This window comes from Rhizorhabdus wittichii (assembly GCF_017607425.1).
In the GTDB taxonomy this organism is placed as follows: Bacteria; Pseudomonadota; Alphaproteobacteria; order Sphingomonadales; family Sphingomonadaceae; genus Rhizorhabdus; species Rhizorhabdus wittichii.
Genome location: NZ_CP059319.1, coordinates 4404258 through 4429382, shown reverse-complemented (window position 1 = coordinate 4429382; position 25125 = coordinate 4404258). Strand labels below are relative to the sequence as shown.

General features: G+C 68.1%; 24 protein-coding genes. 15 read left to right on the top strand and 9 right to left on the bottom strand.

Translation table 11 applies throughout. The annotated features are described in order from the left end of the window. Positions 1-68: 68 nt before the first annotated feature. The 6 genes from HRJ34_RS21340 to HRJ34_RS21320 form a co-directional block, all read right to left on the bottom strand. Positions 69-857 (bottom strand): acid phosphatase, encoded by a 789-nt coding sequence (locus HRJ34_RS21340; RefSeq protein ID WP_016747068.1) that lies wholly within the window; start codon positions 855-857, stop codon positions 69-71. A gap of 41 nt (positions 858-898) precedes the next feature. Continuing rightward, on the bottom strand, positions 899-1684 hold the full coding sequence (locus HRJ34_RS21335) for a CpsD/CapB family tyrosine-protein kinase (RefSeq protein WP_012048622.1): 786 nt from the start codon (positions 1682-1684) through the stop codon (positions 899-901). Beyond that, complete coding sequence (locus HRJ34_RS21330) at positions 1681-3132, bottom strand: GumC family protein (protein ID WP_016747066.1); 1452 nt, start codon at positions 3130-3132, stop codon at positions 1681-1683. Before HRJ34_RS21330 ends, HRJ34_RS21335 begins: the two co-directional genes overlap by 4 nt. Next, positions 3132-4298 carry a hypothetical protein gene (locus tag HRJ34_RS29290; protein ID WP_226948881.1) on the bottom strand — a complete coding sequence of 389 codons (1167 nt, stop codon included), beginning with the start codon at positions 4296-4298 and terminating at the stop codon, positions 3132-3134. Before HRJ34_RS29290 ends, HRJ34_RS21330 begins: the two co-directional genes overlap by 1 nt. 32 nt (positions 4299-4330) lie before the next feature. Beyond that, positions 4331-4966 (bottom strand): polysaccharide biosynthesis/export family protein, encoded by a 636-nt coding sequence (locus HRJ34_RS21325; protein WP_012048624.1) that lies wholly within the window; start codon positions 4964-4966, stop codon positions 4331-4333. A gap of 602 nt (positions 4967-5568) precedes the next feature. Then, a complete protein-coding gene (locus HRJ34_RS21320; protein ID WP_012048625.1) occupies positions 5569-5847 on the bottom strand; it encodes an integration host factor subunit beta in 279 nt (92 codons plus the stop codon). A 262-nt stretch (positions 5848-6109) separates the two neighbouring features. On the opposite strand from HRJ34_RS21320, the gene HRJ34_RS21315 reads away from it, so the two are divergent. Next, a complete protein-coding gene (locus HRJ34_RS21315) occupies positions 6110-6475 on the top strand; it encodes a c-type cytochrome (RefSeq protein WP_012048626.1) in 366 nt (121 codons plus the stop codon). 4 nt (positions 6476-6479) lie between these two features. Here the strand turns inward: HRJ34_RS21315 and HRJ34_RS21310 are convergent, their stop codons facing one another. Continuing rightward, positions 6480-7481, bottom strand: a complete 1002-nt coding sequence (locus HRJ34_RS21310; protein ID WP_012048627.1) for an ATP-grasp domain-containing protein — start codon at positions 7479-7481, stop codon at positions 6480-6482. An 89-nt stretch (positions 7482-7570) separates the two neighbouring features. Next, entirely contained in the window at positions 7571-8050 is a 480-nt protein-coding gene (locus HRJ34_RS21305) for an Lrp/AsnC family transcriptional regulator (protein WP_012048628.1), read from the bottom strand. Between the two features lie 243 nt (positions 8051-8293). On the opposite strand from HRJ34_RS21305, the gene HRJ34_RS21300 reads away from it, so the two are divergent. From HRJ34_RS21300 to HRJ34_RS21265, 8 genes are all read left to right on the top strand, one after another. Then, the gene (locus HRJ34_RS21300; protein WP_226948880.1) at positions 8294-9772 is read left to right on the top strand and encodes a S10 family peptidase; all 1479 of its coding nucleotides are present in this window, start codon (positions 8294-8296) and stop codon (positions 9770-9772) included. Positions 9773-9789: 17 nt separating this feature from the next. Next, positions 9790-10758 carry an ornithine cyclodeaminase family protein gene (locus HRJ34_RS21295; protein WP_208632340.1) on the top strand — a complete coding sequence of 323 codons (969 nt, stop codon included), beginning with the start codon at positions 9790-9792 and terminating at the stop codon, positions 10756-10758. Next, the gene (locus HRJ34_RS21290; protein WP_208632339.1) at positions 10755-12863 is read left to right on the top strand and encodes an amidohydrolase family protein; all 2109 of its coding nucleotides are present in this window, start codon (positions 10755-10757) and stop codon (positions 12861-12863) included. Before HRJ34_RS21295 ends, HRJ34_RS21290 begins: the two co-directional genes overlap by 4 nt. Continuing rightward, complete coding sequence (locus HRJ34_RS21285; RefSeq protein WP_208632338.1) at positions 12853-14346, top strand: S10 family peptidase; 1494 nt, start codon at positions 12853-12855, stop codon at positions 14344-14346. Before HRJ34_RS21290 ends, HRJ34_RS21285 begins: the two co-directional genes overlap by 11 nt. Further along, complete coding sequence (locus HRJ34_RS21280) at positions 14343-15677, top strand: APC family permease (RefSeq protein WP_030090815.1); 1335 nt, start codon at positions 14343-14345, stop codon at positions 15675-15677. Before HRJ34_RS21285 ends, HRJ34_RS21280 begins: the two co-directional genes overlap by 4 nt. A gap of 80 nt (positions 15678-15757) precedes the next feature. Beyond that, the gene (locus HRJ34_RS21275) at positions 15758-16948 is read left to right on the top strand and encodes a pyridoxal phosphate-dependent aminotransferase (protein WP_016747057.1); all 1191 of its coding nucleotides are present in this window, start codon (positions 15758-15760) and stop codon (positions 16946-16948) included. 243 nt (positions 16949-17191) lie between these two features. Then, the gene (locus HRJ34_RS21270; protein ID WP_016747056.1) at positions 17192-19468 is read left to right on the top strand and encodes a TonB-dependent receptor; all 2277 of its coding nucleotides are present in this window, start codon (positions 17192-17194) and stop codon (positions 19466-19468) included. Positions 19469-19563: 95 nt separating this feature from the next. After that, on the top strand, positions 19564-21363 hold the full coding sequence (locus tag HRJ34_RS21265) for a M61 metallopeptidase family protein (RefSeq protein WP_208632337.1): 1800 nt from the start codon (positions 19564-19566) through the stop codon (positions 21361-21363). 10 nt (positions 21364-21373) lie between these two features. Here HRJ34_RS21265 and HRJ34_RS21260 read toward each other — a convergent pair whose 3' ends face one another. After that, positions 21374-21640, bottom strand: a complete 267-nt coding sequence (locus tag HRJ34_RS21260; RefSeq protein ID WP_012048637.1) for a GlsB/YeaQ/YmgE family stress response membrane protein — start codon at positions 21638-21640, stop codon at positions 21374-21376. 175 nt (positions 21641-21815) lie between these two features. Between HRJ34_RS21260 and HRJ34_RS21255 the strand changes: the two genes are divergently transcribed. The 6 genes from HRJ34_RS21255 (at position 21816) to HRJ34_RS21230 (ending at position 25018) form a co-directional block, all read left to right on the top strand. Next, on the top strand, positions 21816-22061 hold the full coding sequence (locus tag HRJ34_RS21255; protein WP_208632336.1) for a hypothetical protein: 246 nt from the start codon (positions 21816-21818) through the stop codon (positions 22059-22061). A 54-nt stretch (positions 22062-22115) separates the two neighbouring features. Beyond that, entirely contained in the window at positions 22116-22403 is a 288-nt protein-coding gene (locus tag HRJ34_RS21250; RefSeq protein WP_012048639.1) for a type II toxin-antitoxin system RelE/ParE family toxin, read from the top strand. Further along, complete coding sequence (locus HRJ34_RS21245) at positions 22403-22702, top strand: HigA family addiction module antitoxin (protein ID WP_012048640.1); 300 nt, start codon at positions 22403-22405, stop codon at positions 22700-22702. The genes HRJ34_RS21250 and HRJ34_RS21245 overlap by 1 nt, the downstream gene beginning before the upstream one ends. Positions 22703-22917: 215 nt before the next feature. Then, complete coding sequence (locus HRJ34_RS21240) at positions 22918-24162, top strand: tyrosine-type recombinase/integrase (protein ID WP_208632335.1); 1245 nt, start codon at positions 22918-22920, stop codon at positions 24160-24162. Further along, the gene (locus HRJ34_RS21235) at positions 24159-24698 is read left to right on the top strand and encodes a hypothetical protein (RefSeq protein ID WP_208632334.1); all 540 of its coding nucleotides are present in this window, start codon (positions 24159-24161) and stop codon (positions 24696-24698) included. The genes HRJ34_RS21240 and HRJ34_RS21235 overlap by 4 nt, the downstream gene beginning before the upstream one ends. Before the next feature lie 140 nt (positions 24699-24838). Beyond that, on the top strand, positions 24839-25018 hold the full coding sequence (locus HRJ34_RS21230) for a helix-turn-helix domain-containing protein (protein WP_208632333.1): 180 nt from the start codon (positions 24839-24841) through the stop codon (positions 25016-25018). Positions 25019-25125 lie beyond the last annotated feature (107 nt).

Below are 25125 nucleotides of genomic sequence, written 5' to 3'. Positions count from 1 at the left end.
CACATGCGATTCGGAAGGCCGCGCCCCACCGGGCGCGGCCTTTTTCGTTGTCCTCACATGCTCGGAAATCAGCGAAAAATCGGCTGGGTGACGAGCAGTTCCTCGGCCGAACAGGCCTGTACCGAAGCCGCGTCGTCACGCTTCGGCAACGTAGCGAGCTCGGCGCGCGCCGCCGTCACCATGTCGGCATAGGCGCGCTCGGTGCGCACCACCGCCAGCGTCGAGGAGGCGACCATCCGGCCCGCCTCGACCGCGCTCATATTATGGACGCCGCAGACGATCCGGCTCTCGCCATAGGCGCGGGCACGCGCCAGGATCGGCCCGGCCCGCTCGTGCAGCACCTCCGCCAGGACGAGGCCCCAGGTCCAGCCCCGCGTCGCATGGCCCGACGGATAGTCGTAGCTCTGCGCCAGCTCGTCGGTCTGCGGCTCGCAGGTCTCCCCCGAATCGATCAGGAAGGGGCGCTTCTTCTTGTAGAAGGCCTTGAGCCTGTTGGTCTCGCCCCGCGCATCGCGCGACGCCTGCTCGAGCAGCGCCGCCGTCTTCGGCGCGTTGACGGGGGTCATGGCGATCCGGGTGGCGCAACCGAAGTCGCGCATCATCGACGCGGTGTCGCCGGGCACGTCGGCGACGGCCATGTCCCAGCGCGGCGTCCCCTTCAGCGCGCGGGTGAGCTTGAACACCTCGCGGTCGGCGACGCCGCGCGGCTCCTGCGGGATCGGCGCGGGCAGGATGACGTCGGCGAGGTCGAGATAGCCGGGATCGAGGAAGGTCGTCGCCTGCGGCGCCGCCGCGATCGCGATGCCGGCCGTCCCGGCGAGCGCGGCCAGCGTCCAGGCCGCGGCAATCCGCTTCATCCCCATTCTCCCCCGTCACGATCCGCGCCCGGGGCAGCGGATCAATCGTTGTAATAGCCCCCATAGCGCTTGGCCTGGCCATAGCCATAGCCATAGTCGTCGGCGGCAAAGCCGGCGCTGTAGCGGTTGAGGACGGTGCCGATGCACGGTGCCGGCGTGAGCAGCCGGAAGCTGTCGCGGACCTGCTTGCGGGTGGTGACGCCATCCTCGACCACCATCAGATAGGCGTCGATCTTCTGGCTGACGATGACCGCGTCGTCATTGGCGAAGACCGGCGGCAGATCGCACAGGCACAGGCTGTTCTCGGGGAGCTGGCGCATCGCCGCGATCAGCGAATCCATCCGGGTCGACGCCATCAGCTCGTCCGACGCGGCGGCATTGCGATAGCTGGGGAAGATGGTGAGCTGCTCGCCCGGGATCGTGCGCGCCACCTGCCGCAGGTCGTTGATCGTCCCGTCGAGATAGTGCGAGACGCCGACCTCGCCCTTCAGCCCGAAATTGCCGGCGATGGTCGAGCGGCGCAGGTCGAAGTCGAACAGATAGGTGTGGAGGTCCGGCGTCCGGGCGAGCGCCGCGGCGAGGTTGGACGCGACGAAGCTCTTGCCCACCTTCGGCGTCGGCGAGGTGATGCCGATGATCCGCCAGCCGCGCGCCCGCGCGATGCGGAGGAGCTGCGCGCGCAGCAGGGTGAAGGGGCGCGAGCGCACGTCGCGGCTGTCGAAGCCGTAGATGCCGGTCTCGCGCAGCTTCTCGAAGCCGGTCACGCGATCGGCGTCGCCGGGCACGGGCGCCGCCGGCTCGACAGGCTCGGGCGGGACATAGCTCATGTCCGGGCCGCCCGGCGGCGCCACAGGAAGCCGCCCTTGCGCCGGCGGGCCTTGCCGCGCTGCTTCGACTTGAGGGTCGGGATCACCACCAGCGGGCCGACCCCGAGCAGCGACTGCAGCGCGCCCGCGCCGCGAATCGGGCGGCGCAGCAGCTCGACGAGCAGCGCCAGGGCGAGGCCGACGGTGATGCCGACCGCGAAGCCGCCGATGATCAGCAGCCCGCGATTGGGCGAATTGGGCTCGTCGGGCAGGGTCGGCGGATCGACCAGCACCAGCCGCTCGCCGCGCTGCTCGGCCGCCATCTTCTGCGCCGCCTCGGCCGCCAGAAGATTGCCCGACAGGCGATCGTAGTTCGACCGCAGGCCGTCGGCCTTGGCCTCGAGCTGGCGGATGCTCTCCTCGATCACCGGCGCGGCGCTCTGCGCCGAGACGGCGGCGCTGGCCCGCGACATGTCGGCCGACTTGGCGCTGTTGAGCGAGGCGATGGTGCGGTTGTTCGCGGCGATCTGCGCCATGACCGCCGGGTTGTTGCGTGGGCCGGTATTGGCCTTGGCCGCCGCGCGCGCCTCGGTCAGTCGCTGCCGCGCGGCGATCACGTCGGGATGGTTGTCCGAATAGAGCGCCTGGGCGGAGGCGAGCCCCGCCTCGGCCTGCGACACGCGCTCGTCGGCGTTGGTGCTGCCGCTGTTGAGCCGCGCCTGCAGCTCGCCATTCTCGCGCTGGAGCTGCGATATCTGCACGTCGTAATTGGCGGTCGACGGGATGAAGCCGCCGATCCGCGACAGCGCCAGCCCGTTGCGCGCCTTGATCTCGCCGATCTTGCCCTCGATCTCGCCGATCTGGCTCTGGATCTGGCCGGCCTGGTCGCGCAGGAAGCCGACGGTGGCGTCGGCCTGCGCCGCGAGCTGGGTGCTGTCGAGCTTGAGCAGCCTTTCGGTGAACTGCTGCGTCACCGCCTGCGCCTTGGCCGGGTCCGAATAGGTGAAGGCGACCGAGAAGGCGATCGTGTTCGACGTGCCGCGCCGTTCGGCGAGCTTGTCGATGCCCGCCGTCACCGGCGTGATCGCGGTCGCGTCGCGCATCATGTCGATGATCGCGGAGAGCGAGCTGGAGCGGCGCTGCGACCGGTAGAGGTCGTTCTGCTGGATCAACTCGATCAGGCCCGGGCGGCTCAATATCTGCTGCTTGATGCGGGCGATCCGCTGGTCGATCAGGTCGTTGACCGTCGCGGCGGCGATCGCCTCGGGCAGTTCCTTCGATTCGACGACGACGGTGGCGGAGGACTGGTAATGCGCGGGCAGGCCGTAGGCGAGGCCGATGCCCGTCCCCGCGCAGACGATGAACGGGATCAGCACGAGCCAGCGGCGCTGGACGAGTATCTGCGGCAGATAGGCCAGCAGGCCGTCCGCGAGCTCGACGTCGCCGATCGGATCGACCGGATCGTTCATCAGCGGCCCGTCAGCTGCAGCCGGGCGAAGACTTCTCCGCCGATGTCGGCCTTGATCGGGAGACCAGCGCCATAGACGTCGCGATAGCGGCCCTGGGCCCCGACGGTGAGGCTGCGGAACACCCGCCAGTCGACGCCGGCGACGCCGGTGACGAACTGCCGCGTGCCGCCGAGCAGCGTCGACTGCGACTTGCTGCGCACATAGCTGCCGGTCCAGCTCACGCCGACCCGCTCGGTCATCTGGCGGCGATAGTTGACGCCGAGCTGGGTCTGCTCGACCGTGCCGCCCGCGCCCGAGGCGCTGACCGACCGGTCGCCGAAGAAGCAGAACTGGTCCTTCACGCCGGCATGGCAAAGCTGGAGCGAGCCCGACAGGCCGGTGGTCGACGCGCTGCGCGACGCGCCCGGCACGGTGAAGGGCAGCGACAGGTCGCTGAACGACACGCCCAGCGAGGCGTCGACCGTCCAGGTCGGGCTGAGCTGCGACGAGAAGGTCACCGACGGCTGCATGATCAGCGTGCTCAGGCCCGGCGTGTCATAGTCGATCTTGTAGATCGATCCGCTGATGCCGATCTTCGACCGCGAGCTGATCGCATGTTTCCAGCCGACGCGCCCGCCATAATTGTCCGAATCGTTGCCGGGCGGGCCGTTGCGGTAGCGGGTCGCGGTGTAGCCGCCGTCGACCGAGATCGAATCCTTGGGGCCGACCTGATATTCGAATCCGCCGCTGGCGCTGAAGATGTCGGCGCGGCGGCGCAGGCCGATCAGGTTGACGTCGGGATTGTCGATCGGATTGCCGGTGACGCCGTCGTCGCCCTGGCCGATGATCGAACTGTCGTAGCGCAGCGCCGCGAAGGCGTTGAGCTTGGGCGACAGCCGCTGCTGCATCTCCAGCTCGGCACCGTAGCTGTCGGCCTTGCCATAATGTTCGAGATAGCCGGTCCGGTCGAAATGGCCCGACAGCGCGACCTGTCCCTTCTCCGACTGGCGGACCAGCTTCGGGGCGATGCTGGTTTCGATATAGGTGGCCGAAAGGTCGCTCCCCGCCGACAGGAAGGGATTGGTGTCGTAGCCCAGCCGATAGTCGGTCTCGAGCGTGAAGCGGGTCGTCGCCGACTGCGCCGGCGCGCTTGCGACGGCGGCGGCGACGCCGGCCAGGATCGACAAAGACCAGCGCATCCCCCGATGCCCCCCGTTGTTCATGGCACCACCACGGTGTCGCCGCTCTGCAGCTCGACGATCGCGCCGCGCAGGTCGGCGGCGGACGGCGATCCCTTCATCGCCGTGTCGAGCCGGACGTCGATCACCTGGATCTGCGAGCCCTGCTTGCGATAGATCTTCACCCGGCTGAGGTCGGCGAACTCGGTCGGCCCGCCGGCGACGCTGATCGCCTCCAGCACGTTGACGTAATGGCCCGGGGTGAAGGCGCCAGGCGCGCGCACCTTGCCGGCGACCGAGAAGCTGAGGCCGCTCGGATTCTTCACCGACACGGTCACCCGCGGGACGGTGTTGCGATACTGGTCGGCCAGCCCGGCGGCGATCACCCCCTCCAGGTCGGTGGGCAGCTTGTTGAGCGCGTCGATCCGACCGACCAGCGGGAAGGAGACGCTGCCGTCGGGCAGAACCTTGAGCACGCGCTGGAGGCGTTCGTCGCCCCACACATAGATCTCGATCTCGTCGCCCGGATTGATCCGGTAGGGCTTGAGCGGCGCCGGCGCCACGGGTGCGGGCGCCGCGACCGGCGCCGGTGGCGCGGCGGCGAACGCCGGCACGGACCCGAGCAGCGTCCCCGCGATGACCGATGCAACCCCCTTCACCATGCCCCCTTTACGCATCACAGCCCCATCAATTCCCGCCAAGGCGGTTCCGGACGGGCGACCCGGCGCCCGGGCTTTTGCGACAATTGCCCCAAAAGCCCGGCGGGTGAAACAGAAAAAGCCCATGCAAACCACGACTTTGCACATGCTAACAATTGCCGATGGTTCGACCAAAGTCGAAGCTGCACGCCTGAAGCAGCGCCTGAAGCAACGGTGGTGCGGGCGGGGGGAATCGAACCCCCACAGGTCTCGCGACCTTACGGATTTTCGTACCACTTCGGCTTTCGCCGCCGGTCCGGGCCGCGCGGGCCGGTGCCGTTCGTGGTCTGGACTATCCCTTCGCCCTATCCGCCGCCTTCAGAAGGAGGGGGCGGACGTAGGCGCTGCCCGTCTAGTCTCTACACCTTCCGCGGTCGCTGAGGACCGGCGGCTTGGCTCGGGATCACCAGGAAACAGGCTTCCCCGAATTTGAGCAGTTCTGCACCGTCGGTTTCCCGACGGGCACTCGACATAGGTTCAAGTCCGTTGCGTCTACCAGTTTCGCCACGCCCGCAGCGTCGCAGCGGGGTGCATAACCAGCCCCGGAGGGTGCGCCAAGCGCGAATCGGTGCGTTCGCGGGTCAGACGTTCAGGCGGACCCGCATTTCCTTTCCGGGCTTGAAATAAGGCACGCGCTTGGCGGAAACCGGCACGGTATCGCCAGTCCTCGGATTTCGTCCGATCCGGGCATCGCGCGCCCGCGTAGAAAAAGCGCCAAAACCGCGAAGCTCCACGCGCCCGCCTTCAGCCAGTCGTTTTGTGATCGCATCGAACAAGGTCGACACGATCTTCTCCACTTCTTTGGGAGAAAGGTCAGGATTGTCCTGCGACAGCAATTGTACCAGTTCTGATCTGATCACAAAGCGACCCCCTTCGACGTCATGGTCAAACCGGCAAATGCTCATCGGGTACGAATAGCCGCCGTCGCCGACGAAACCTGCCCCATTCAGGCCCGTTCCGATTCCATCTAGCTATAAAAACGCGATCAAATCAATCGGAGTCGCGGAAGCGCGGAGACGACGCAGGACCACCGTTCAGCCTTGCGACAGGCGAGCGCCCGCAATAGAGGGTCCAGCGCCGCGAGCGGCCATTGGCGGTCGCCCGGGCTGGAAAGGGTCTTCAATGCTCAAGCGCCTTGCACTTGCCTCGATTGTCGCCGCTTCCCTGGGGGCGCCCGCGCTGGCCGCGCCGCTGCCCAAGCCGCCGGTCTTCGGCGTGTGCGGCACCTGCCACAAGGTGGACAAGGGCGCGCCCAACGGAATCGGCCCCAACCTGTTCGGCATCGCCAACACCAAGGCCGGCGAAGTGCCCAACTTCGCCTTCTCGCCCGCGATGAAGAAGTCGACGATCAAGTGGACCCGCGCCAACCTGGTCGCCTTCATCCAGGAGCCGCAGAAGACGGTCCCCGGCAACCGCATGCCGTTCGGCGGCCTCAAGAATCCGGATTCGGCGGCGCAGGTCGCCGACTATATCCTGTCGCTGAAATAAGGGTTCAGCGCCCGCCCGCTGCGATCAGGCGATCGAACAGCGGGCGGGCCGCCGCCTCGATCGGGGCTCCGGTGTAATCGAACAGCGGGTTGGTCGACAGCGGGAAGAAATTCATCGTCGCGTTCGCCTCGAACAGCAGCGCCCGGCCGTCGGGCAGCAGCGCGAAGTCGATCCCGAAAAAGTCGAGCGGCATCCGCGCCCGGATCGCGCGCATCGCCGACCGCGCCGGTTCGGGCAGGCCCTCCATCCCCCGGGCGAGCAGGTCGCGCTCGACGTCGATCCAGTGCGGCTGGCCCGGCATGAAGCGTTCGCGGTCGGGCCCGTGGACGTTCCATCGATCGGACACCAGCCGGTGGCGCATCAGCGGCGCCTCTCCGAACCAGTAGAGCCGGAGCTTGTTGTAGAGCGGCTCGCCCCCGCGCGCGTCGACGAAGCTGGTCAGCAGATAGGTCTCCGCCGGATCGAGCCGTGCCTCCAGCTCCTCGGGCCCGGACAGCAGCGCGACGACCTCGCCATTATGGGTGCCGGGCAGGCGCAGGATCGCGGGGAAGGTGACCCCGGCCCGCTCGATCGCCGCCTGGGCGAGGTGCGGCCGCCCCTTGAAGCGGGCGACCGGCGGGACGATCAGCCCCTCGATCCCGGCGAGCAGCCGGCTGACCCGGTCGCGCCCGCTCGCCAGCACCGCGGCGGGCGTGTTGATCACCCGGCCGGGAAAGCCGCGCAGGAAGCGGTCCGCCGCCTCCAGCACCTTCGGGTTGAGCTCGGGATCGGTGACGAGGTTGAGGATCGTCGCGATATTGTCGAGCCTCGGCCGCACCCGGACGCGGTTGAAATTGCCCGGTATATGGAGGCGCACGAAATCGTCGGGATCGGACCGCAGCCGCCAGACGTCGGTGCTGCCCCGGTTGAGGACATCGCCGCCGGACCTGCGGACGAGGCCGCTCTGCACGTCATTGCCGAAGAGATAGGCGACACGGGTCCGTTCGATCTGGATCGGCGATGGCATGGCAGGGTGAGGTCCCGAAGGGGAGGATTGCGTCCCCATGGCCCGGCAACCCCCTCGATGTAAAATGGAATTCGCCGGGTCCGCGCGGGTCAGAGGCGGGTCTTGCGGACCGGGATCGCGGTCGTCTGCTTGATCTCCGACAGCGTCACGGTCGACTGGACGTCCTGCACGCCGGGCAGCTTCAGGATCACCCGGAAGATGAACTTCTGATACCAGTCGAGCGATTCAGCGATGATCTTGAGCAGCACGTCGCGCTCGCCGAAGATCGTGTGGCATTCCATGATCTCGGGCGTGTTCTCGATCTTACGGTTGAACTCGGCGCGCTGCTCGTCGCTCAGCGTCACCATCTTGAGCGTCGCGAAGATGTAGAGGCTCTCGCCGAACTTCCTGCGGTCGAGCACCGCGACCTGGCCGACGATATAGCCTTCCTCGCGCAGCCGCTGGAGCCGGCGCCAGCAGGGCGATTGCGACAGGCCGACCCGCTCGGCCAGCTCGGTCGTCGACAGCGCGGCGTCCTTCTGCACCTGTTCCAATATCTTGATGTCGATCGGCGTCAGCGTTTCGGTCATGGCCCCTCGTCCCGTTGCGGACATGTGCCGAGGGAGACGGGTCGAGCGCAACATAAATTTGCCGGGCAGGCCGCGATTGACGGCGAACATTATCCGGGGAGCGGCGGCACCGCTGAGCGCCGTCGCCCCATCTCCTCGGAGAAAATTCTATGCAGCGGCGCGGCGCGCGGCGCGAATCTTCGCATAACCATTTCACGACGCCGCCCATAGACTGGCCGCAGGGAGGGCCCGCCGCCAATGAGAATGAAAGCCGCTTTCACCCCGTTCGCCTTCGGGCTCGCGATCATCCTCGCCGCCCCCGTCGCCGCGCAGCAGGCCGGGCCGGTTGCGGTCGTCGATCAGGTCGACCACCCCGCCGTCGTCACCAGGCACAAGGGCCGGTTCGGCGGACAGGCGATCGCCTATACCGCGACGGTCGAGGGCATCGCCGTGTCGACCGGCGCCGACGAAGGCGCCCGCATCGTCAGCTTCGCCTATACCCGCGACAAGACCGATCCCGCGACGCGGCCGGTGATGTTCCTGTTCAACGGCGGGCCGATCGTCGCCGCGCAATATCTCCACATCGGCGGGATCGGGCCGAAGCGGGTCGCCTATCCCGACGACGTCACGGCCGACCCGTCGAGCTTCGCGCTGGTCGACAATGGCTATTCCCCGCTCGACGCGGTCGACATGATATTCGTCGACCCCGCCTCGACCGGCTTCAGCCGGGTCGCGCCGGGCACCGATCCCAGGGCCTATTTCTCGGTGAAGGCCGATGCGCGCCAGTTCGCGGCGTTCATCCGCGCCTGGCTGAGGCAACACAGCCGCGAGCGGTCGCCCGTCTACCTGACCGGCGAAAGCTACGGCACCAACCGCGCCGCCGAGATCGCCGGGCAACTCGCCGACGGCCCCGATCCGCTGCCGCTCGCCGGCATCTTCCTCTACGGGCAGGCCGCCAACATCATCGAATATTCGCAGCGGCCGGCCAACATCACCAGCTATGTCGCCTCGCTGCCGACGATCGCGGCGATCGGCTGGTATCATGGCCGCGCCGACCGCAAGGGCCGCTCGCTCGACGCCTTCCTCGCCGAGGCGCGCGCCTTCGCCAAGGGCGACTATCTGACCGTCCTCTACCAGGGCAGCGCCGCGTCCGACGCCGACCAGCGACGGATCGCCGATCGGCTGGCCGAGTTTAGCGGCATCCCCGCCGACTGGTATCTCGCCAACGGCCTCAGGATCACCAAGGAGCGCTACCGGGTCGAGCTGCTCAAGGAGCGGGGCCTGCTGCTCGGCCGCGCCGACGCGCGCTACACCGCGCCGATCACCGACAAGGGCGGCGCCCCCGATCCGTCGGACGTGCTGATGCAGGGGGTGCAGAAATTCTTCCCCCTCTACCTGCGCGACGATCTGAAGGTCGACTGGAAGGCCCCCTATGTCCCGGCGGTCGGCATCACCAGCCTCGAGGACTGGAGCTGGGGCGACAGCGCCAGCCCGTTTGGCGACTGGCCCTATTACAAGGGCATCAGCAAGATGATGGCGCTCAACCCGCGCTTCCGCCTGCTCGTCGGCAACGGCATCTACGATACCCAGACGACGATGGGCGCGGCCGAGCTGCTCGCCACCCAGTCGGGCTGGGACCCGGCCCGCGTCACGCTGCGCTATTATGATGGCGGCCATACCGGCTATTCCGTCGCGGCGACGGCCAGGGCGATCGGAGACGATATCCGCGCCCTGGTCCGCTGAACAGGGAAAGGGCCATCATGAACATCGCCTATTATGACGCGGAGCAGGTCGAACGGCTGCTCGACTATCCGGGCTGCATCGCGGCGGTGCGCCGGGCGATGCGGAGCCTGTCGGAAAGCGGCAAGGCGCAGCCGCTGCGCCAGATCGTCCGGATCGCCGACAAGACGATGTTCGGGGTGATGCCGGGCGACCTGGCGGCGATCGGCAGCTTCGGCGCCAAGCTGGTCAGCGTCGCCGAGGACCCCGCCCGCCCCGGCCGCGCGCGCCATCGCGGCGTGGTCGTCGCCTATGCCGCCGACAGCGCCGAGGTCGAGGCGATCGCCGACGCCGAGGCGGTAACCGCGATCCGCACCGCCTGCGCCACCGCCGCCGCGACCGACGCGCTGGCGCGGCCCGATGCGCGCGTGCTGGCGATCTTCGGCGCGGGCACCCAGGCGGAGACGCACATCCGCGCGCTGCGCCACGTCCGCGACTTCGACCGCATCCTGCTGTGGGGCCGGTCGGCCGACAGCATAGCGGCGCTCGCGGCGCGCCTCTCGCGGGACCTGGGGATCGCCGTCGAGGCGACCACCGACGGCCAGCGCGCCGCTGGCGCGGCCGACGTCATCTGCACGGTCAGCGGCTCGGCCGAGCCGATCCTGTTCGGCGCCTGGGTCCGCGAAGGGACCCATGTCAACCTGGTCGGGTCGAGCATGCTCGGGCCGGTCGAGGTCGATAGCGCCCTCGTCGCCGCCGGCCGCTACATCGCCGACTATCGACCCGGCGCGCTCGCCCAGGCGTCCGAGCTGGCGGTCGCGCGCGACGCCGGCCTCGTCACCGACGACCATGTCGTCGGCGAGATCGGCGAGGTCTTCGCCGGCACCCTCGCGGGCCGCGAGAGCCCCGGCCAGATCACCCTCTACAAGTCGCTCGGCCATGTCGTGCAGGACCTCGCCGCCACGGCCTATTTGCACCGACGCGCCCTTTCGGAAGGCATCACCCCGTGAACCGACTGCTCCTCAAGACCCTGCTTCCCACCCTGCTGCTCGGCGCGTCGGCGACCGCCTTCGCCGCCACCGAACGGCTGTCGATCGTCTCCAACGGCGAGACGGTCGGATCGATCGTCGTCGAGGGCGAGGGCGATCGGGCGACCGTCGACTACCGGGTCGACAATAACGGCCGTGGCCCCAAGCATCACGAGGAGCTGACCTTCGGCGCGGGCGGCATCCCCACCGCCTGGACGATCAAGGGCAGCTCGCTGATGGGCGGCACCGTCGACGAGAGCTATCGCTGGTCCGCCGGCCGCGCGCAGTGGAGCAGCCAGGCCGACGCCGGCAGCGCCAAGGCGAAGCAGCCGCCGCTCTACGTCGTCAACGACGACAGCCCCTATGCGATCTGGGTCTACGCCCGCGCCGCATTGGCCCAACCCGATCACAGCATCGCCGTGCTGCCCTCGGGACGCATTTCGCTCGAGCAGCTCAAGACACTGACGGTCGGCGAAGGCGACGCCGCGACCGAGGTGACGGCGTGGCGGCTGACCGGGGTGCAGCTCAACCCCAGCTATCTGCTGCTCGACAAGGACCAGAAGCTGTTCGCGCTGTTCGGCCCCGGCGCCGACGGCACGACGATCCGCGCCGGCCATGAGGCGGCGGTGCCGATGCTCGGCAAGCTCGGCGCCGAGCTGGAGACCGAGCGCGCCTTCCAGCTCCAGCAGAAGCTGGCCCACCGCTTCGACGCGCCGGTCCGCATCCGCAACGTCCGCCTGTTCGATCCCGCCGGCGGCGCGCTGTCGCCGCTCTCGACCGTCGTCGTCATGCGCGACACGATCACCCAGGTGATCGCCGACGACCGGCTGCCGTCGCCCGAGGACGAGGTGGTGATCGACGGCGAGGGCGGCACCCTCTACCCCGGCCTGCACGACATGCATTCGCACGCGACGCTGCCGTCGGGGCTGATGTACCTGGCCGCCGGGGTCACCGCGACCCGCGACATGGGCAACGACAACGGCTTCCTGCAGGACCTGCTGTCGAAGATCGACGCCGGGCAGGTCGCGTGGCCGCGCATCGTCCCCAACGGCTTCATCGAGGGGCGCAGCCCCTATTCGGCGCGCTTCGGCTTCATCCCCGCCTCGATCGACGAGGCGCTGAAGGACGTGCGCTGGTACGCCGATCGCGGCTATGCCGAGATCAAGATCTACAATTCGATGAACCCCGACTGGGTCAGGCCGATCGCCGCCGAAGCGCACCGGCTGGGGCTGCGCGTCACCGGCCATGTCCCCGCCTTCGACACGCCCGACCGGGTGATCGCGGACGGCTATGATTCGATCGCGCATCTCAACCAGCTCATGCTCGGCTGGATATTGCGGCCCGAGGAGGACAGCCGCACGCCGCTGCGCCTGACCGCGATGGCGCGCGCGGGATCGCTCGACCTCGCCTCCGACAAGGTCCAGGCCACCGTGCGGCTGATGCAGCAGCGCGGCATCGCGCTCGACACCACCGCCGTGATCCTCGAACAGCTGATGATGAGCCGGGCGCGGCAGGTGCCGATGGGGCAGGAGGATTTCCTCTCGCACATGCCGATCGGCTTCCAGCGCTATCGCAAGCGCTCCTTCGTCACGATCGCCGACAAGGCCGAGGCCGACGCCTATCAGGCGGGCTACGACAAGATGCTCGCGACGATCGCGATGCTCCACAGGGCGGGCATCCGCCTGCTGCCCGGCACCGACGACGCGACCGGCTTCTCGGTCCAGCGTGAGGTCGAACTCTATGTGAAGGCGGGACTGACCCCGGCCGAGGCGCTGCGCGCGGCGACGCTGGGGGCGGAGGAATTCCTCGGCCGGACCGACCGGCTCGGCAGCATCGCCCGCGGCAAGCTCGCCGACCTCGTGCTCGTGCCCGGCGATCCGACCAAGGACATCAGCGCGATCCGCCGGCCGCGCATGGTGATGAAGGGCGGAGTGATCTACTTCCCGACCGAGATCTACACCGCGCTCGGCATCGCCCCCTTCACCACCGCGCCCGCGATCCGGCCGGCGACGAAGGTCGCCGCGCGCGCGGACGAGGGCGGGGACGCCGTCGGCTTCGGCTATGGGGAGCATGTCCATGCGGATTGATCGCACGCTGATCGCACTGGCCCTCGCGTTCGCCGCGCTTCCGGCCAACGCCGCGCCCGCTCCGGCCCCCGCCGCCGAGGCGACGCAGCCGCGCATCTTCCGATCGGAAGGACAGGGCAGCTTTGGCGGCGTCCGCCTGCGCTATGCGGCGGCGGTCGAGGAAGTGCTGCTGCCCGGCGCCAGCATCTTCGTCACCTCCTATGTCCGCAGCGACGTCAGGGACGCGGTCAGCCGCCCGGTGATCTTCGCGTTCAACGGCGGGCCGGGATCGGCGTCGCTCTGGCTGCACCTGGGGGTGATGGGCCCGCGCCGGGTCGATTTCGACGATCCGACCCGGCCGCGCACCGTCGCGCCCTTCGCCACGGTCGCCAATCCGGACAGCCCGCTCGACGTCGCCGACATCGTCCTGATCGATCCGCCGGGCACCGGCTACAGCCGCATCCTGCCGGGCGGCAAGCCCGAGCAGTTCTACGGCGTCGAGCAGGACGCGCGGGCGATGGTCCAGGTCGTCGAGCAATGGCTCCGCCGCCACGGCCGCCTCAATTCGCCCAAATATCTCGTCTCGGAAAGCTACGGCACGGTCCGCGCCGCCGTGATGGCGCGGCTGATGGCCGGCGGCCCGACCCAGACCGGATCGATGGACGGGCTGACGCTCAACGGCGTCGTCCTGCTCGGCCAGGCGATGGACATGGCGCGCGGCGCCGAGGGCGACGACCGCGCCTATCTCGCCATCCTGCCCTCGCTGGCCGCGACCGCCTGCCACTTCGGCAAGGCCGCGCCCGGCTGCACGCCCGAGGGGCAGGTCGCGGCGGCCAGGCGCTTCATCGAGACGAGCTATCTCGCCGCGCTCCACGCCGGCTCCCACCTGCCCGCCGACCGCAAGGCAGCGGTCGCGCGCGAGATGGCGGCGCTGATCGGCCTGCCAGAGAAGGATATCCTCGCCGCCGACCTGCGCATCTCGGGCGCGGCCTTCGCGAGGCTGCTGCTCGCCGGCGAGGGCCGGCGCATCGGCCTGTACGACGCGCGCTTCGTGCTGCCGTCGCAGGGCGCGGGCGGCGATCCGGTCGCCGACGATCCGGCGATGGGCCAATATGTGCCGGGCTTCGTCGGCGCGTGGAGCGACTATGCGGCGAAGACGCTCAAGGTCGATCTCGACATCCCCTATGAGCCGATCGCCTTCCGCGACGTCAACGGCCGCTGGGATTATGGTTTCGGCGCCGGCGTCCCGGTGGGGAAGAATTATGCGGTCGACCTCGCCGTGGCGATGAGCCGCAACCCGGCGATGCGGCTGATGGTCGGCACCGGCTATTACGACCTCGTCACCCCGCTGGGCAGCGCCGACTATGTGGTCGCCCATGCCGGCATCCCGCTCGCCCGGACCAGCTTCCACGGCTATCCGTCGGGCCACGGCCCCTATCTGGGGGTCGAGGCGCGCACCGCGCTGGCCCGCGACCTCCGCGCCTTCGTGAGCGCGCCCAAGTGACCGCTCCGATCGAGCGCCCGAGCCTGCGCAAGAGCGTCGGGCTGGTCGGCGTCGTCACCTTCGGGGCGGGCACCGCGATCGGCGTATCGATCTTCTCGATCCTCCAGCCGACCGCGCAGGTGGCGGGATCGGGGCTGCTCGCGGCGATCGGCGTCGCGGCGCTGCCGATGCTCGTCTTCGCGGTCGCCTATGCCTATCTCGGCTCGGCGCTGCCGGTGTCGGGGGCGTCCTACGAATGGCCGACCCGCTTCATCCATCCCGGCGTCGGCTTCATCATCGCCTGGCTGCGCATCGTCTCCAACGTCGGCGCGCTGACGATCCTGTCGCAGGTGATGATCAGCTATCTCGGCATGGTCTTCCCGGTGCCGCTCAAGCCCGCCATGGCACTGGCCATCACCGCGGTGTTCGCGCTCAACTATGTCGGCGTGTCGATGGCGGCGAAGGTGCAGGCGCAGCTCATGGCGCTGCTGCTGATCATCCTCGCCATCTTCGTCGCGACCGGCCTGCCGCATTTCGATCCGGTGCTGGTCGGCAACCCGCTCGACACGCCGCCGCTCGCGATCCTCGCCGTCGTGCCGCTGATGATCACCCTGTTCCTGGGAATCGAATCGGCGGTCGAGATCGGCGAGGAGGTGCGCGACGCGCGGCGCAACGTGCCGATCGGCATCGCGCTGGCGATCGGGCTGACCGCCCTGGTCTACGGCCTCGTCGCGCTCACCGCGCTCGGCCTGGTCGGCCCCGCGACGCTCGCCGCCAGCCAGGCGCCGCTGCTCGACGCGGCGAAGGTGGTGCTGGGCGACCTGGCGGTGCCGCTGATCGTCGGCGCCGCCTGCTTCTCGATCGTCAAGTCGATGAACGCGGCGACCCTCACCTTCTCGCGCAGCCTGTTCGCGATGGGCCGCAACGGTGCTCTGCCGCGCGCGATCGGGACGATCCACCCGCGCTTCGGCACGCCGCACCGGGCGATCCTGCTCGGCTATGCCTGCGCGATGTCGGGGCTGCTGCTGCCGCCGAGCCTCATCTTCCTGCTGCTCGCGGTCAACGTGCCGACGATGCTCAAATATATGGCCTGCTCCTATTCGGCGACCGTCGTCGCCCGCCGCCATCCCGAGCTCCACCAGCGCTCGCAGCTCCGCCTGTCGCGCCCGGCGGTGGTGGCGGTCGGCTATGCCGGCGTGGTCTGCGCGCTGCTCGTCGGCGTGTTCGGGGTCGAGGCCGATCCGCGCCCCTATCTGCTGGTCGGCGGCTGGCTGCTCGTCGGGCTCGCCTACTGGTTCCTCAAGGGCCGCCGCGACTGCGCCGACCAAGCCATGCGCGCTTTGGCCGAATAAGCGATCAAATTATGCGCAAGGACGGCTCCCGTCTCCGAGATAGAATAATTAGTGCCCGCGGGCGCCGGTAGAGAGACGCCATGTCCAACGAAGAACATCTGCCGGCGGCACGACCGTCGACCCCCGAGGGGGAAAGCTATGCGCAATGGGTCCGCGGCGCGCTCGCCATGGCCCGCGCGCGCGACGGGCAGGCGGTCAGCCTGTTCGAAAGCTCGATCCCCGAGCCGCGCGAGATGCTGCGCAACACCGTGCTCGACGCGGTCGATCCGGCCTTCTCGCCTTATTATGTCAGCGCGTTCGGCGACGGGAACCCGTTCGTCCGCGACATGCTGGCCGCGCGCTACGGCGTCGACCGCGACCGGATCTTGTGCACCACCGGCGCGACCGGCGGCCTGTCGCTGATCTACCGCACCTTCGTCCGCCCGGGCGACCATGTCCTGATCGAGACCCCCGGCTTCGACCTGTTCGGCTATCTGGCCGAGGCATCGGGCGCGACGATCGGCCGTTTCCGCCGCCATGGCGAGCGCTTCGCGATCGACGTCGCCGAGGTCGAGGCGATGCTGCGCCCCGAGACCCGGCTGGTGGTGCTGTCGGACCTGCACAATCCCTCGGGCATGCCGGTTCCGCAGGAGGTGCTGCGCAAGCTCGCGGCGCTGGCCGAGCGGCGCGGCTTCCTGCTCGTCGTCGACGAGGTCTATGGCGACTATGCGTCGAAGGAGACGCGCCCCGCCGCCGCCGCGACGCTGTCGCCCGCCGTGATCAGCCTGTCGAGCCTGACCAAGATCTACGGGCTGGCGGTGCTGCGCTGCGGCTGGATCGTCGGCGCGGACGCGGTGGTCGAGCAGCTCCGCCGGCTCAACGGCCGGATCGAGTTCGGCATCTCCACCCTGTCGCACGCCATCGCCGCGCACGTCCTGTCCGACGCCGCGCCGTTCGAGGCGAATGCGCGCCGCTATGTCGCGCGCTGCCGCCCCCGCTTCGAGGCCTGGTTCGACGCGATGGTCGCCGAGGGGCTGATGGGCGGCGCGCTGCCCGACGACGGCTGCATCTGCTTCCCGTCGCTGCCCGGCGTCGCCGACAGCCGCGCCTTTTCCGAATGGCTGATCGAGCGCTCCGGCGTGATCGTCGCGCCCGGCGAATATTTCGGCGCGCCCGGCCATGTCCGGATCGGCTTCTGCCAGGAGGACGACAAGCTCGACGCCGGGCTGCGCGGGCTGGAGGAAGGGCTGCGCGCCTATGCCCGCCGGCCGCAGCCGGCGCTCGGCCGCTGACGGCCGGGAGGCCCCGCAATCTCTTGCTCGGCGATGGCCATGATCGGCGAAAGTTTATGCGCGAACCGGTTCGCGGGGCTCGAATCAGAATAAATATGGCGCCGGTGCGCCGGTAACCTGATCCGGCCTCGAAAAAGGGGGCTCGACGGGGAGCACCCCCTGGGCCGGAGGAAGAGGTCAAACCGGATGGACCGCCCGCGCGGGCGGAGCGGACATCCGACAGGTTCAGTGGAGACCAGAAGAATGAAGACTCTCAAGCTTGTCATCTCGGTGTCGACCGCGGCCGTCGCGCTCGCGGCGTCGATGCCGGCCATGGCGCAGGACGCCCAGGGCGCCGAGGACGGCGCCTCCGCGGGCGAGATCATCGTCACCGCGCAGAAGCGCGCCGAGCGTCTGATCGACGTGCCGGTCGCGATCAGCGCGATCTCGGCCGACGCGCTGACCACCCAGAACATCAACCGCCTGTCGGAATATTTCGACCGGGTCCCCGGCCTGCAATATTCGAACCAGCGCGTCTCGGGCCTGGCGCTGCGCGGCGTCACCACCGGCGGCGCGACCTCGCCGACCGTCGCGCTGCTCGTCGACGACGTCCAGTTCGGCGGCACCACCGGCACCGGCCAGCCGCCGCTGCCCGATTTCGACGCCAGCGCGGTCAGCCGGGTCGAGGTGCTGCGCGGCCCGCAGGGCACGCTCTACGGCGCGTCGAGCCTCGGCGGCCTGATCAAGTACGTTCTCAAGGAACCGGACACCAAGGAATTCTCGGGCCGCATCGAGCTGGGCGGCACCGCCGTCTCGCACGGCGACACCGGCTATGCGGTGCGCGGCTCGGTCAACATCCCGATCAACGACTGGCTGGCGGTGCTGGGCAGCGGCTTCAAGCGCGAGGACGCGGCCTATCTCAACAACGCCAACCCGGCCGCGCTGAAGGCGAAGGACGTCAACAGCCGCGACGTCTGGGGCTTCCGCGGCGCGGCACTGATCAAGCCGGCCGACAATTTCCGCGTCGTCCTCTCGGCGCTGCGCCAGAAGACCGACGCGATGAACAGCGACCTGGCGATCACCGCCGGCGGCGTTCCGGTCTGCGCGGCCTGCACGCTTCCCACCTCTCCGAACGCGGCGACGGCGGTCACCACCTTCGAGCCGGTCTATGGCGACCTGACGATCAACTCGCTCGATTCGATCAACAAGGCGAAGTTCCAGCTCTATTCGGCGCGCGCCGAGCTCGAGCTGGGCGGGGTCACCATCACCTCGATCAGCGCCTGGAGCCGCGCCGACAACGTCATCACCAGCGACGTGTCCAAGGTGTTCGGCGGCCTGCTGAAGGCGGTCTACGGCCTGCCGACGGCGCCGACCGTGCAGATCGCCAATGCCGACCGCACCCATAAATTCTCGCAGGAACTGCGCCTCGGCGGCGACATCGGCACCAGCTTCACCTGGCTGGCCGGCGGCTTCTACACCGTCGAGCATGCCGCGACCGACCAGACGCTGATCGCCTCGGGCAGCCTGACCGCGACGCCCTATATCGGCACCGGCCCCGGCAGCTATCGCGAATATGCCGGCTTCGCCGACCTCACCTGGCACGCGACCGACAAGCTCGATATCCAGGTCGGCGGCCGCTACGCGCACAACAAGCAGCACAACGAGTCGACCCTGAACACCTCGCCGCAGACCGCGCCGGTGTTCGGTTCGGGCACCACCATCGCCGATTCGAGCGACAGCGCCTTCACCTGGCTGATCTCGCCAAGCTATCATTTCTCGCGCGACATCATCGCCTATGCCCGCGTCGCCACCGGCTATCGCCCGGGCGGCCCGAACATCGCCGCCCCGCCGTCGGTGGCGAAGTCGTACAGCTCGGACAAGGTGATCAACTATGAGCTGGGCTTCAAGGGCAAGGTCGTCCCCGGCCTGCTGACGCTCGACGCCTCGCTGTTCCAGATCGACTGGAAGGACATCCAGCTCCAGGGCACCGATTCGATCAGCTCGCTGACCTTCCTGACCAACGGCGGCAAGGCGCGCAGCCGCGGCCTCGAATTCGCCGCCAGCCTGACGCCGTGGCAGGGCATGAGCATCGACGCCAGCCTGACCTTCACCGACGCGACGCTGACCGAGGACCTCCCGACCATCGTCAACGCGACCGGCCTTGCCGGCCTGAACGGCGATCGCCTGCCCTTCTCGGCCAAGGTGGCGGCCAACGTCACGGCTCAGCAGGTCTTCCCGCTGACCGACCGGCTGGAAGGCAATGTCGGTCTCACCGTCGTCTATGTCGGCGACCGCGCGGGCACCTTCGTCACCGATGCCGCGAACGCGACCCGTCCGCGCATGCTGCTGCCCGAATATACCACGGTCGACATCCGCGGCGGCCTGACCTTCGACGAGGTGTGGAGCGCGAACCTCTATGTCCGCAACCTGTTCGACAAGCGCGGCGTCGCCGCCGCCGACAACCGCAACGGCGTCAACGTGCCGACCGCGCTGTTCATCCAGCCGCGCACCTTCGGCGTGACCCTGGCGCGGTCCTTCTGATGGTGGCAGGCGATCGTCGCCTGCCCTGAACTGCGAGATGCGCAGGGCCCCACGCCCTGCGCATCTTTTGTATGGACATTATCGAGGTGAGAGCGATGGCACGGAGATCGATCAGGATCGAGCGGAAGGGCTTCGGACTGGCGGGCTTCGGAACGGCACTCGCCCTCGCCACCGCCTCCATGGCGGGTGCGGCGGGATCGAACGGTTCCCTTGCCGTGACGCTGGCGCCTGTCGCCGCACCCGCCGCCCCGACCACGGTCGGCACCGTCGACGTCACCCTGCGCTTCGACGGCATCGCCGCGAACAAGGGCGAGCCGCTGCTCCGCCTGCCGATGGTCAGCAGCAACGTCGACACGGTCGCGACCGTCATCGCCGGGATCAGCGCGCGCGACGCCAGGGGACCGCTCCGCCTCGCCAGCCGCGACGTCGACCTGCCCGAAACCGGGATGCGCGACGCGGTCGGCGGCGGGCCGTCGCGCGAATGGCTCGCCGACCGCGCGACGGAGGGAGCCGTCACCGTCCGCTACAGCGTCCCCGCCGAGGCGAGCCTGCCGCCGCGCGGGCCGGCGCCGCCCTTCGCCTTCTCGGCCGACGGCGGCGGCGTGTCGGCGGCGGGCCATGTCTTCCTGCTGCTGCCCCCCGGCGACCACCGTTACCGCACCACCTATGGCTGGGACCTCGCCCGCGCACCCAAAGGCAGCCGCGGGGTCAGCTCGCTCGGCGAGGGGACCGTCACCGCCGCCGAGCCGCTCGACGGCGCGCAGCTGCGCATGAGCTTCTTCATGGCGGGGCGGATCGGCACCTACCCCCCGAAGCTGCCCTCGGGCGGCTTCTTCGGCGCCTGGCAGGGCGATCCCGGCTTCGACGCCGCCGCGCTGCTCGCCTGGACCGGCACGCTCTACGATCACTATGCCCGCTTCTTCGGCCAGAAGGAGTCGCCGCCCTATGGCGTCTTCCTGCGCTACAACCCGATCAACGCGGGCGGCGGCGTCGGCCTCTACCATGCGTTCGTCACCACCTTCGGCAAGGGGCGCGGATCGGACGTCGGCAAGATCCGGCTGACCCTGGCGCACGAGATGTTCCACACCTTCCAGCCGTTCATCGCCACCCCGGCGGGGCTCGAATCCTCCTGGTTCGGGGAGGGGCTGGCGACCTTCTACCAGGCGCGGCTGCCCTTGCGCTTCGGCATGATCTCGCCCGAGGCCTATCTCGCCGACGTCAACTGGACCGCCGCGCGCTACTATACCAGCGCGATGGCGACCGTGCCCAATAGCGAGGTGCCCAGGCGCTTCTGGGCCGACACCCGCGTGCGGACGCTGCCCTATGATCGCGGCATGCTCTATTTCGCCACGGTCGACGACGCGATGCGCAAGGCGTCGGGCGGCCGGCAATCGCTCGACGACCTGATGCTGGCCATGCTGGCGCTTGAGAAAGGGGGCGAGAAAGGGGGCAAGACGACCGGCAACGCCGACTGGGAAACGTTGCTCGCCCGGCATCTCGGCCCCAAGGCGGTCGAGGATTTTCGCGCCTTCCTCGGCGGCGCCATGCCGCTGCCCGCCTCCGACGCCTTCGGCCCCTGCTTCCGGCGAACGACCCGCACGCTGCGCCGCTACGAGCTGGGCTTCGCGACCGACGTGCTGGCGCAGCCGAAGCGGATCGTCCGCGGCCTCGTGCCCGGATCGGCCGCCGCGCTCGCCGGCCTGCGCGACGGCGACGAGATCGTCGACCCGGTGCCGCAGGACGGCATCCAGGGCGAGCAGGCGGAACTGATCCGCCTGCGCATCCGACGCGGGGACAAGGTCTTTCCGGTAGTCTACCTGCCGCGCGGCGAGACGGTCGACGCCTGGCAGTGGGAGAGCGCGCCCGGCAGCGAGGACCGGAGCTGCGCGCTCTGACCCTTCCGGTCTACCGGACCGTGTTGCGCTGGACCAGGTTGACGATCGCGAGCAGGACGACGGCGCCAACGAAGGCGATCAGCAGGCCGGTCAGCGAGAAGTGCTGGACGCTGCCCCGGATGCCCAGCAGCGGGCCGGCCAGCGCGTTGCCGATCACCGATCCGATGCAGCCGACGACGATGTTCCAGAAGATTCCCATCGACGCGTTGCGGTTCATGACGATGCTGGCGAGCCAGCCCGCGACGCCGCCGACGATGAGCGCGATGATCCAACCCATGGCACTTCTCCCTCCTTGATTCGATGCCCCAACGATCGAAACGGCAAATCGAGCCACGGCCGCCGATCGGAAATTCGCGGGCTCGGTCCATCCCCTCCCCGGCTCGGGCTGTCGACCAATCGTTGCGACCGGCGTCCCCGGCACCCATCGTCACCTGACATGCAGGGAGGGCAGCATGATCACCGATGTCTCGAATGCCATCGGCACCCTCGTCGTCGCCGGCGAGCGCTATGCCGATATGCGCCTCAGGGAAGCCGTCACGCTCTGGAACCAGCTCGACGCCCGCGCCCGGCTGCGCGCCTATTTCCGCAGCGATCGACTGTTGAGCGTACCGATGTTCGGCCCACCGCGGCGCGCCTTCTCGGGCTATGACTTCGAACGCCTGGCGGAGTTGCTGGGGGTGAGGACGGCGACGGCCTAGAAGGCATGTAATGCGTCGCTTGACATACCAGACGTAAACCATTACCTTACATCCATGGAGATCGACAGCATCAGCCACAAGGCGTTGCGGCGATTTGTCGAGACGGGAAAGCCAAAGGGCCTTCCCGGTGATCTGGTCGACCGACTTTTCAGGATGGTCAACTTCATCATCGATGCGGAAGCGCTGGAGGAGCTGGCTACGCCTCCGAACTACGGGCTGCATCCTCTGACCGGGGACCGGGCCGGAACATGGGCGATGACCGTCACCCGCAACTGGCGGATGACCTTCAAGGTCACCGCAGCGGGGGCGATCGCAGAACTCGATCTGGAGGACTATCACTGATGGCCATCAAGGTTCACCCGTCCTTCGCCATCCATGCCGGCGAATGGCTCAAGACCGAGATCGTCGAGGCGCATGGCGTGTCGATCAACAGGCTGGCCGAGACGTTCGGCGTCAGCCGGCAGGCGATCAGCGCGCTTCTCAACGGCCGGGCCGCTCTTAGCGCGGATATGGCGATCCGATTCGAATATGCCTTCGGCGTGAAGGCGGAGACACTGATGCGGATGCAGGCGCGACATGAACTGGCCAAGGCGCGCGAGCATGAGAATATGCTGGCGGTGGAACGCCTCGTCGCGGCCTGATCGGAGCCCGACGCCGGCAGCGCCGCCTGCGCCGTTCAATGCTGCAATGTCGGGATGGTGGAAGGGGCTTCATCGCAACCTTTTCACCACGCTATTGCACACCGCCCCAATATGAGCCTCAATTACGGGCGTTTGGCGATATCGCCTGTTGCACAAAATCTCACTTTGTTCCACTGTAACCCAAGCAGAGTGTGGGAACTCTCGTGGGAGCCAGAATGGGCAAATTGACGACATTGAAGGTCAAGAATGCACCGACAGGCCGCCATTCGGACGGAGACGGCCTGCTGCTTCTCGTGAAGGACTCGGGTGCGAGATCGTGGGTGCTGCGGATCCAGGCCAACGGCGTCCGCCGTGATTTCGGTCTGGGCTCGGTCGACCTGTCAACACGATCGCCGGCAGCTGCGGCCGAAGCAGAGCGCATACCCATTCTCCAACGAAAGATGCTGAACCTCGCCGAGGCGCGAGAGAAGGCCGAAGCGTACCGGCGAATCGCGAAGGCAGGCCTGGATCCTATCGAGGAACGGCGCAAGGCAATGGTCCGCGTCCCGACCTTCGAAAAGGCCGCAAAAGAGTGTCACGAGGCCCTCAAGAAGGGCTGGCGTAACAAGCGCCACACCGACAGTTGGCTTGCCTGCCTGGACGCCTATGCCTTTCCCGCGATCGGCGCCAAATCTGTCGACGTCGTGGAAGGCCCGCAGGTTCGAGATTTGCTCGCCCCTATCTGGATCGCCAAACCCGAAACCGCGCGCCGCGTCCTGCAGCGAATCGGTGCCGTGCTGGACTTCGCCCACGTCCAGGGTTGGCGGACATCTGAGACGTCTCTGAAATCCGTCCGGAAGGGCCTCCCCCGCCAGCCCAAGGTCGAGCGGCATTTTCCGGCGATGCCCTACGCGGATGTGCCCGACTTCGTGACCGAACTGCGAGGCCAGCCGGAGACCGTCGGCCGCATGGCCCTGTTGTTCCTGATCGCAACGGCGGCGCGCTCTGGCGAGGTGCGCAATGCGCGCTGGTCGCACATCGATCGAGAGGCCAAGCTCTGGCACCGGCCGGCTCCATTGATGAAAGCGGGCGTCGCCCACACTGTCACCCTCAACCAGCTCGCTCTGGACATTCTCGACCGCGCCAAAGACCTGCGCGGCGATGAGAAGGATCCCCTGCTGTTCCCTGGTGTCCGGAACCGCGCGTTGTCCGACATGACCTTGCTGAAGATCCTCCGCGACGCGGACCAGCCCTACACACCCCACGGTTTTCGGTCGTCGTTCCGCGATTTTGCAGCGGAGAAGATGCCGACAATCCCCGACCCCGTCGCCGAGGCCGCACTGGCACATGCGGTGCCCGACAAGACAATCGCGGCCTACAAGCGGACCCAGTTCCTCGAGCTTCGTCGCAAGCTTCTCGATGGATGGGGGAATTTTCTAATGAGAGCCGGCAAGGTCGTGAAATTGGCCGTGTCGGCATGAGCGCCCCTCCAACCGGTGAAATAACGGACTGGCCTGAAGAGTGGCTGAATGCGAACACCGAAGTGTTCCTAGCTCTCCGGGGAGCTAGGGAAAATCCCGCCCATATTATTGCGCAGTTTCTTCGGTCTCTGACACCAATCCATCCGCTGCTTCGCGATGCATTAGCGGAGGCGTTCGAACACGAGCAGCCAAAAGGCGGCCTGTACTTCGAAGTGCGCGGGCTGCGCCAGGGACCGGACACGGCTGGCGGCCGACGACGTCTCCGGCGAGATATGGAAATTGCCGAGTTTGTTGAATCTCGTCGGTCTACGGGATCGAGTCGCGCCGACGCCGAAGCGGCGGCAGCTAACCACTTTGGTACCAGCGTCGATCAGGCCCATAAGTCGGTGACGGAAGCTCGGAAAGCTGAAAAATGGCTGGAGCAGAATTGGACCAATCATGCCCCGCTGAGAGGAGGGGAGGATCTCTCCACACTTTGGCGGAATATTGGCCTAGACAAATATCTTCAGCATCGCGCCGAACGAACAAGGGATTGATCTGATTTCGGTTATTTCCGCTCACGCTTTTACCGGTATTTCTCCTCGCGCAATTATCTAGATGATGCCGACTTCTCGGCTCAATTTCCCTCCTGTTCCCAAGCTGGTGCAGCCCGCCCCAGCTCTGCCAGGAGGTCCATATGGAACGCATTACGATCACGGTACCTGAAGGGGTCCAGATCAGCGGCCTGAGCCGCAACACCATCTATCGGCAGATCGCAGCCGGCCGGATCGAGACGGTCCGCATCGGTGGCCGCCGACTCATTAAGGCAGATAGTCTGCGCCGTTTTCTGTCGGCAGACCAGCCGGCCGCGGCGTGATCGGTCATGTCCAAAAAGCGAAACGCCCCCGCCCGTGAGGGCGAGAGCGTCGAGTGTCGTTTTGCCGGCGACGTCGATGCTCTTAGCACAGCCGCAATCAGGGTCCA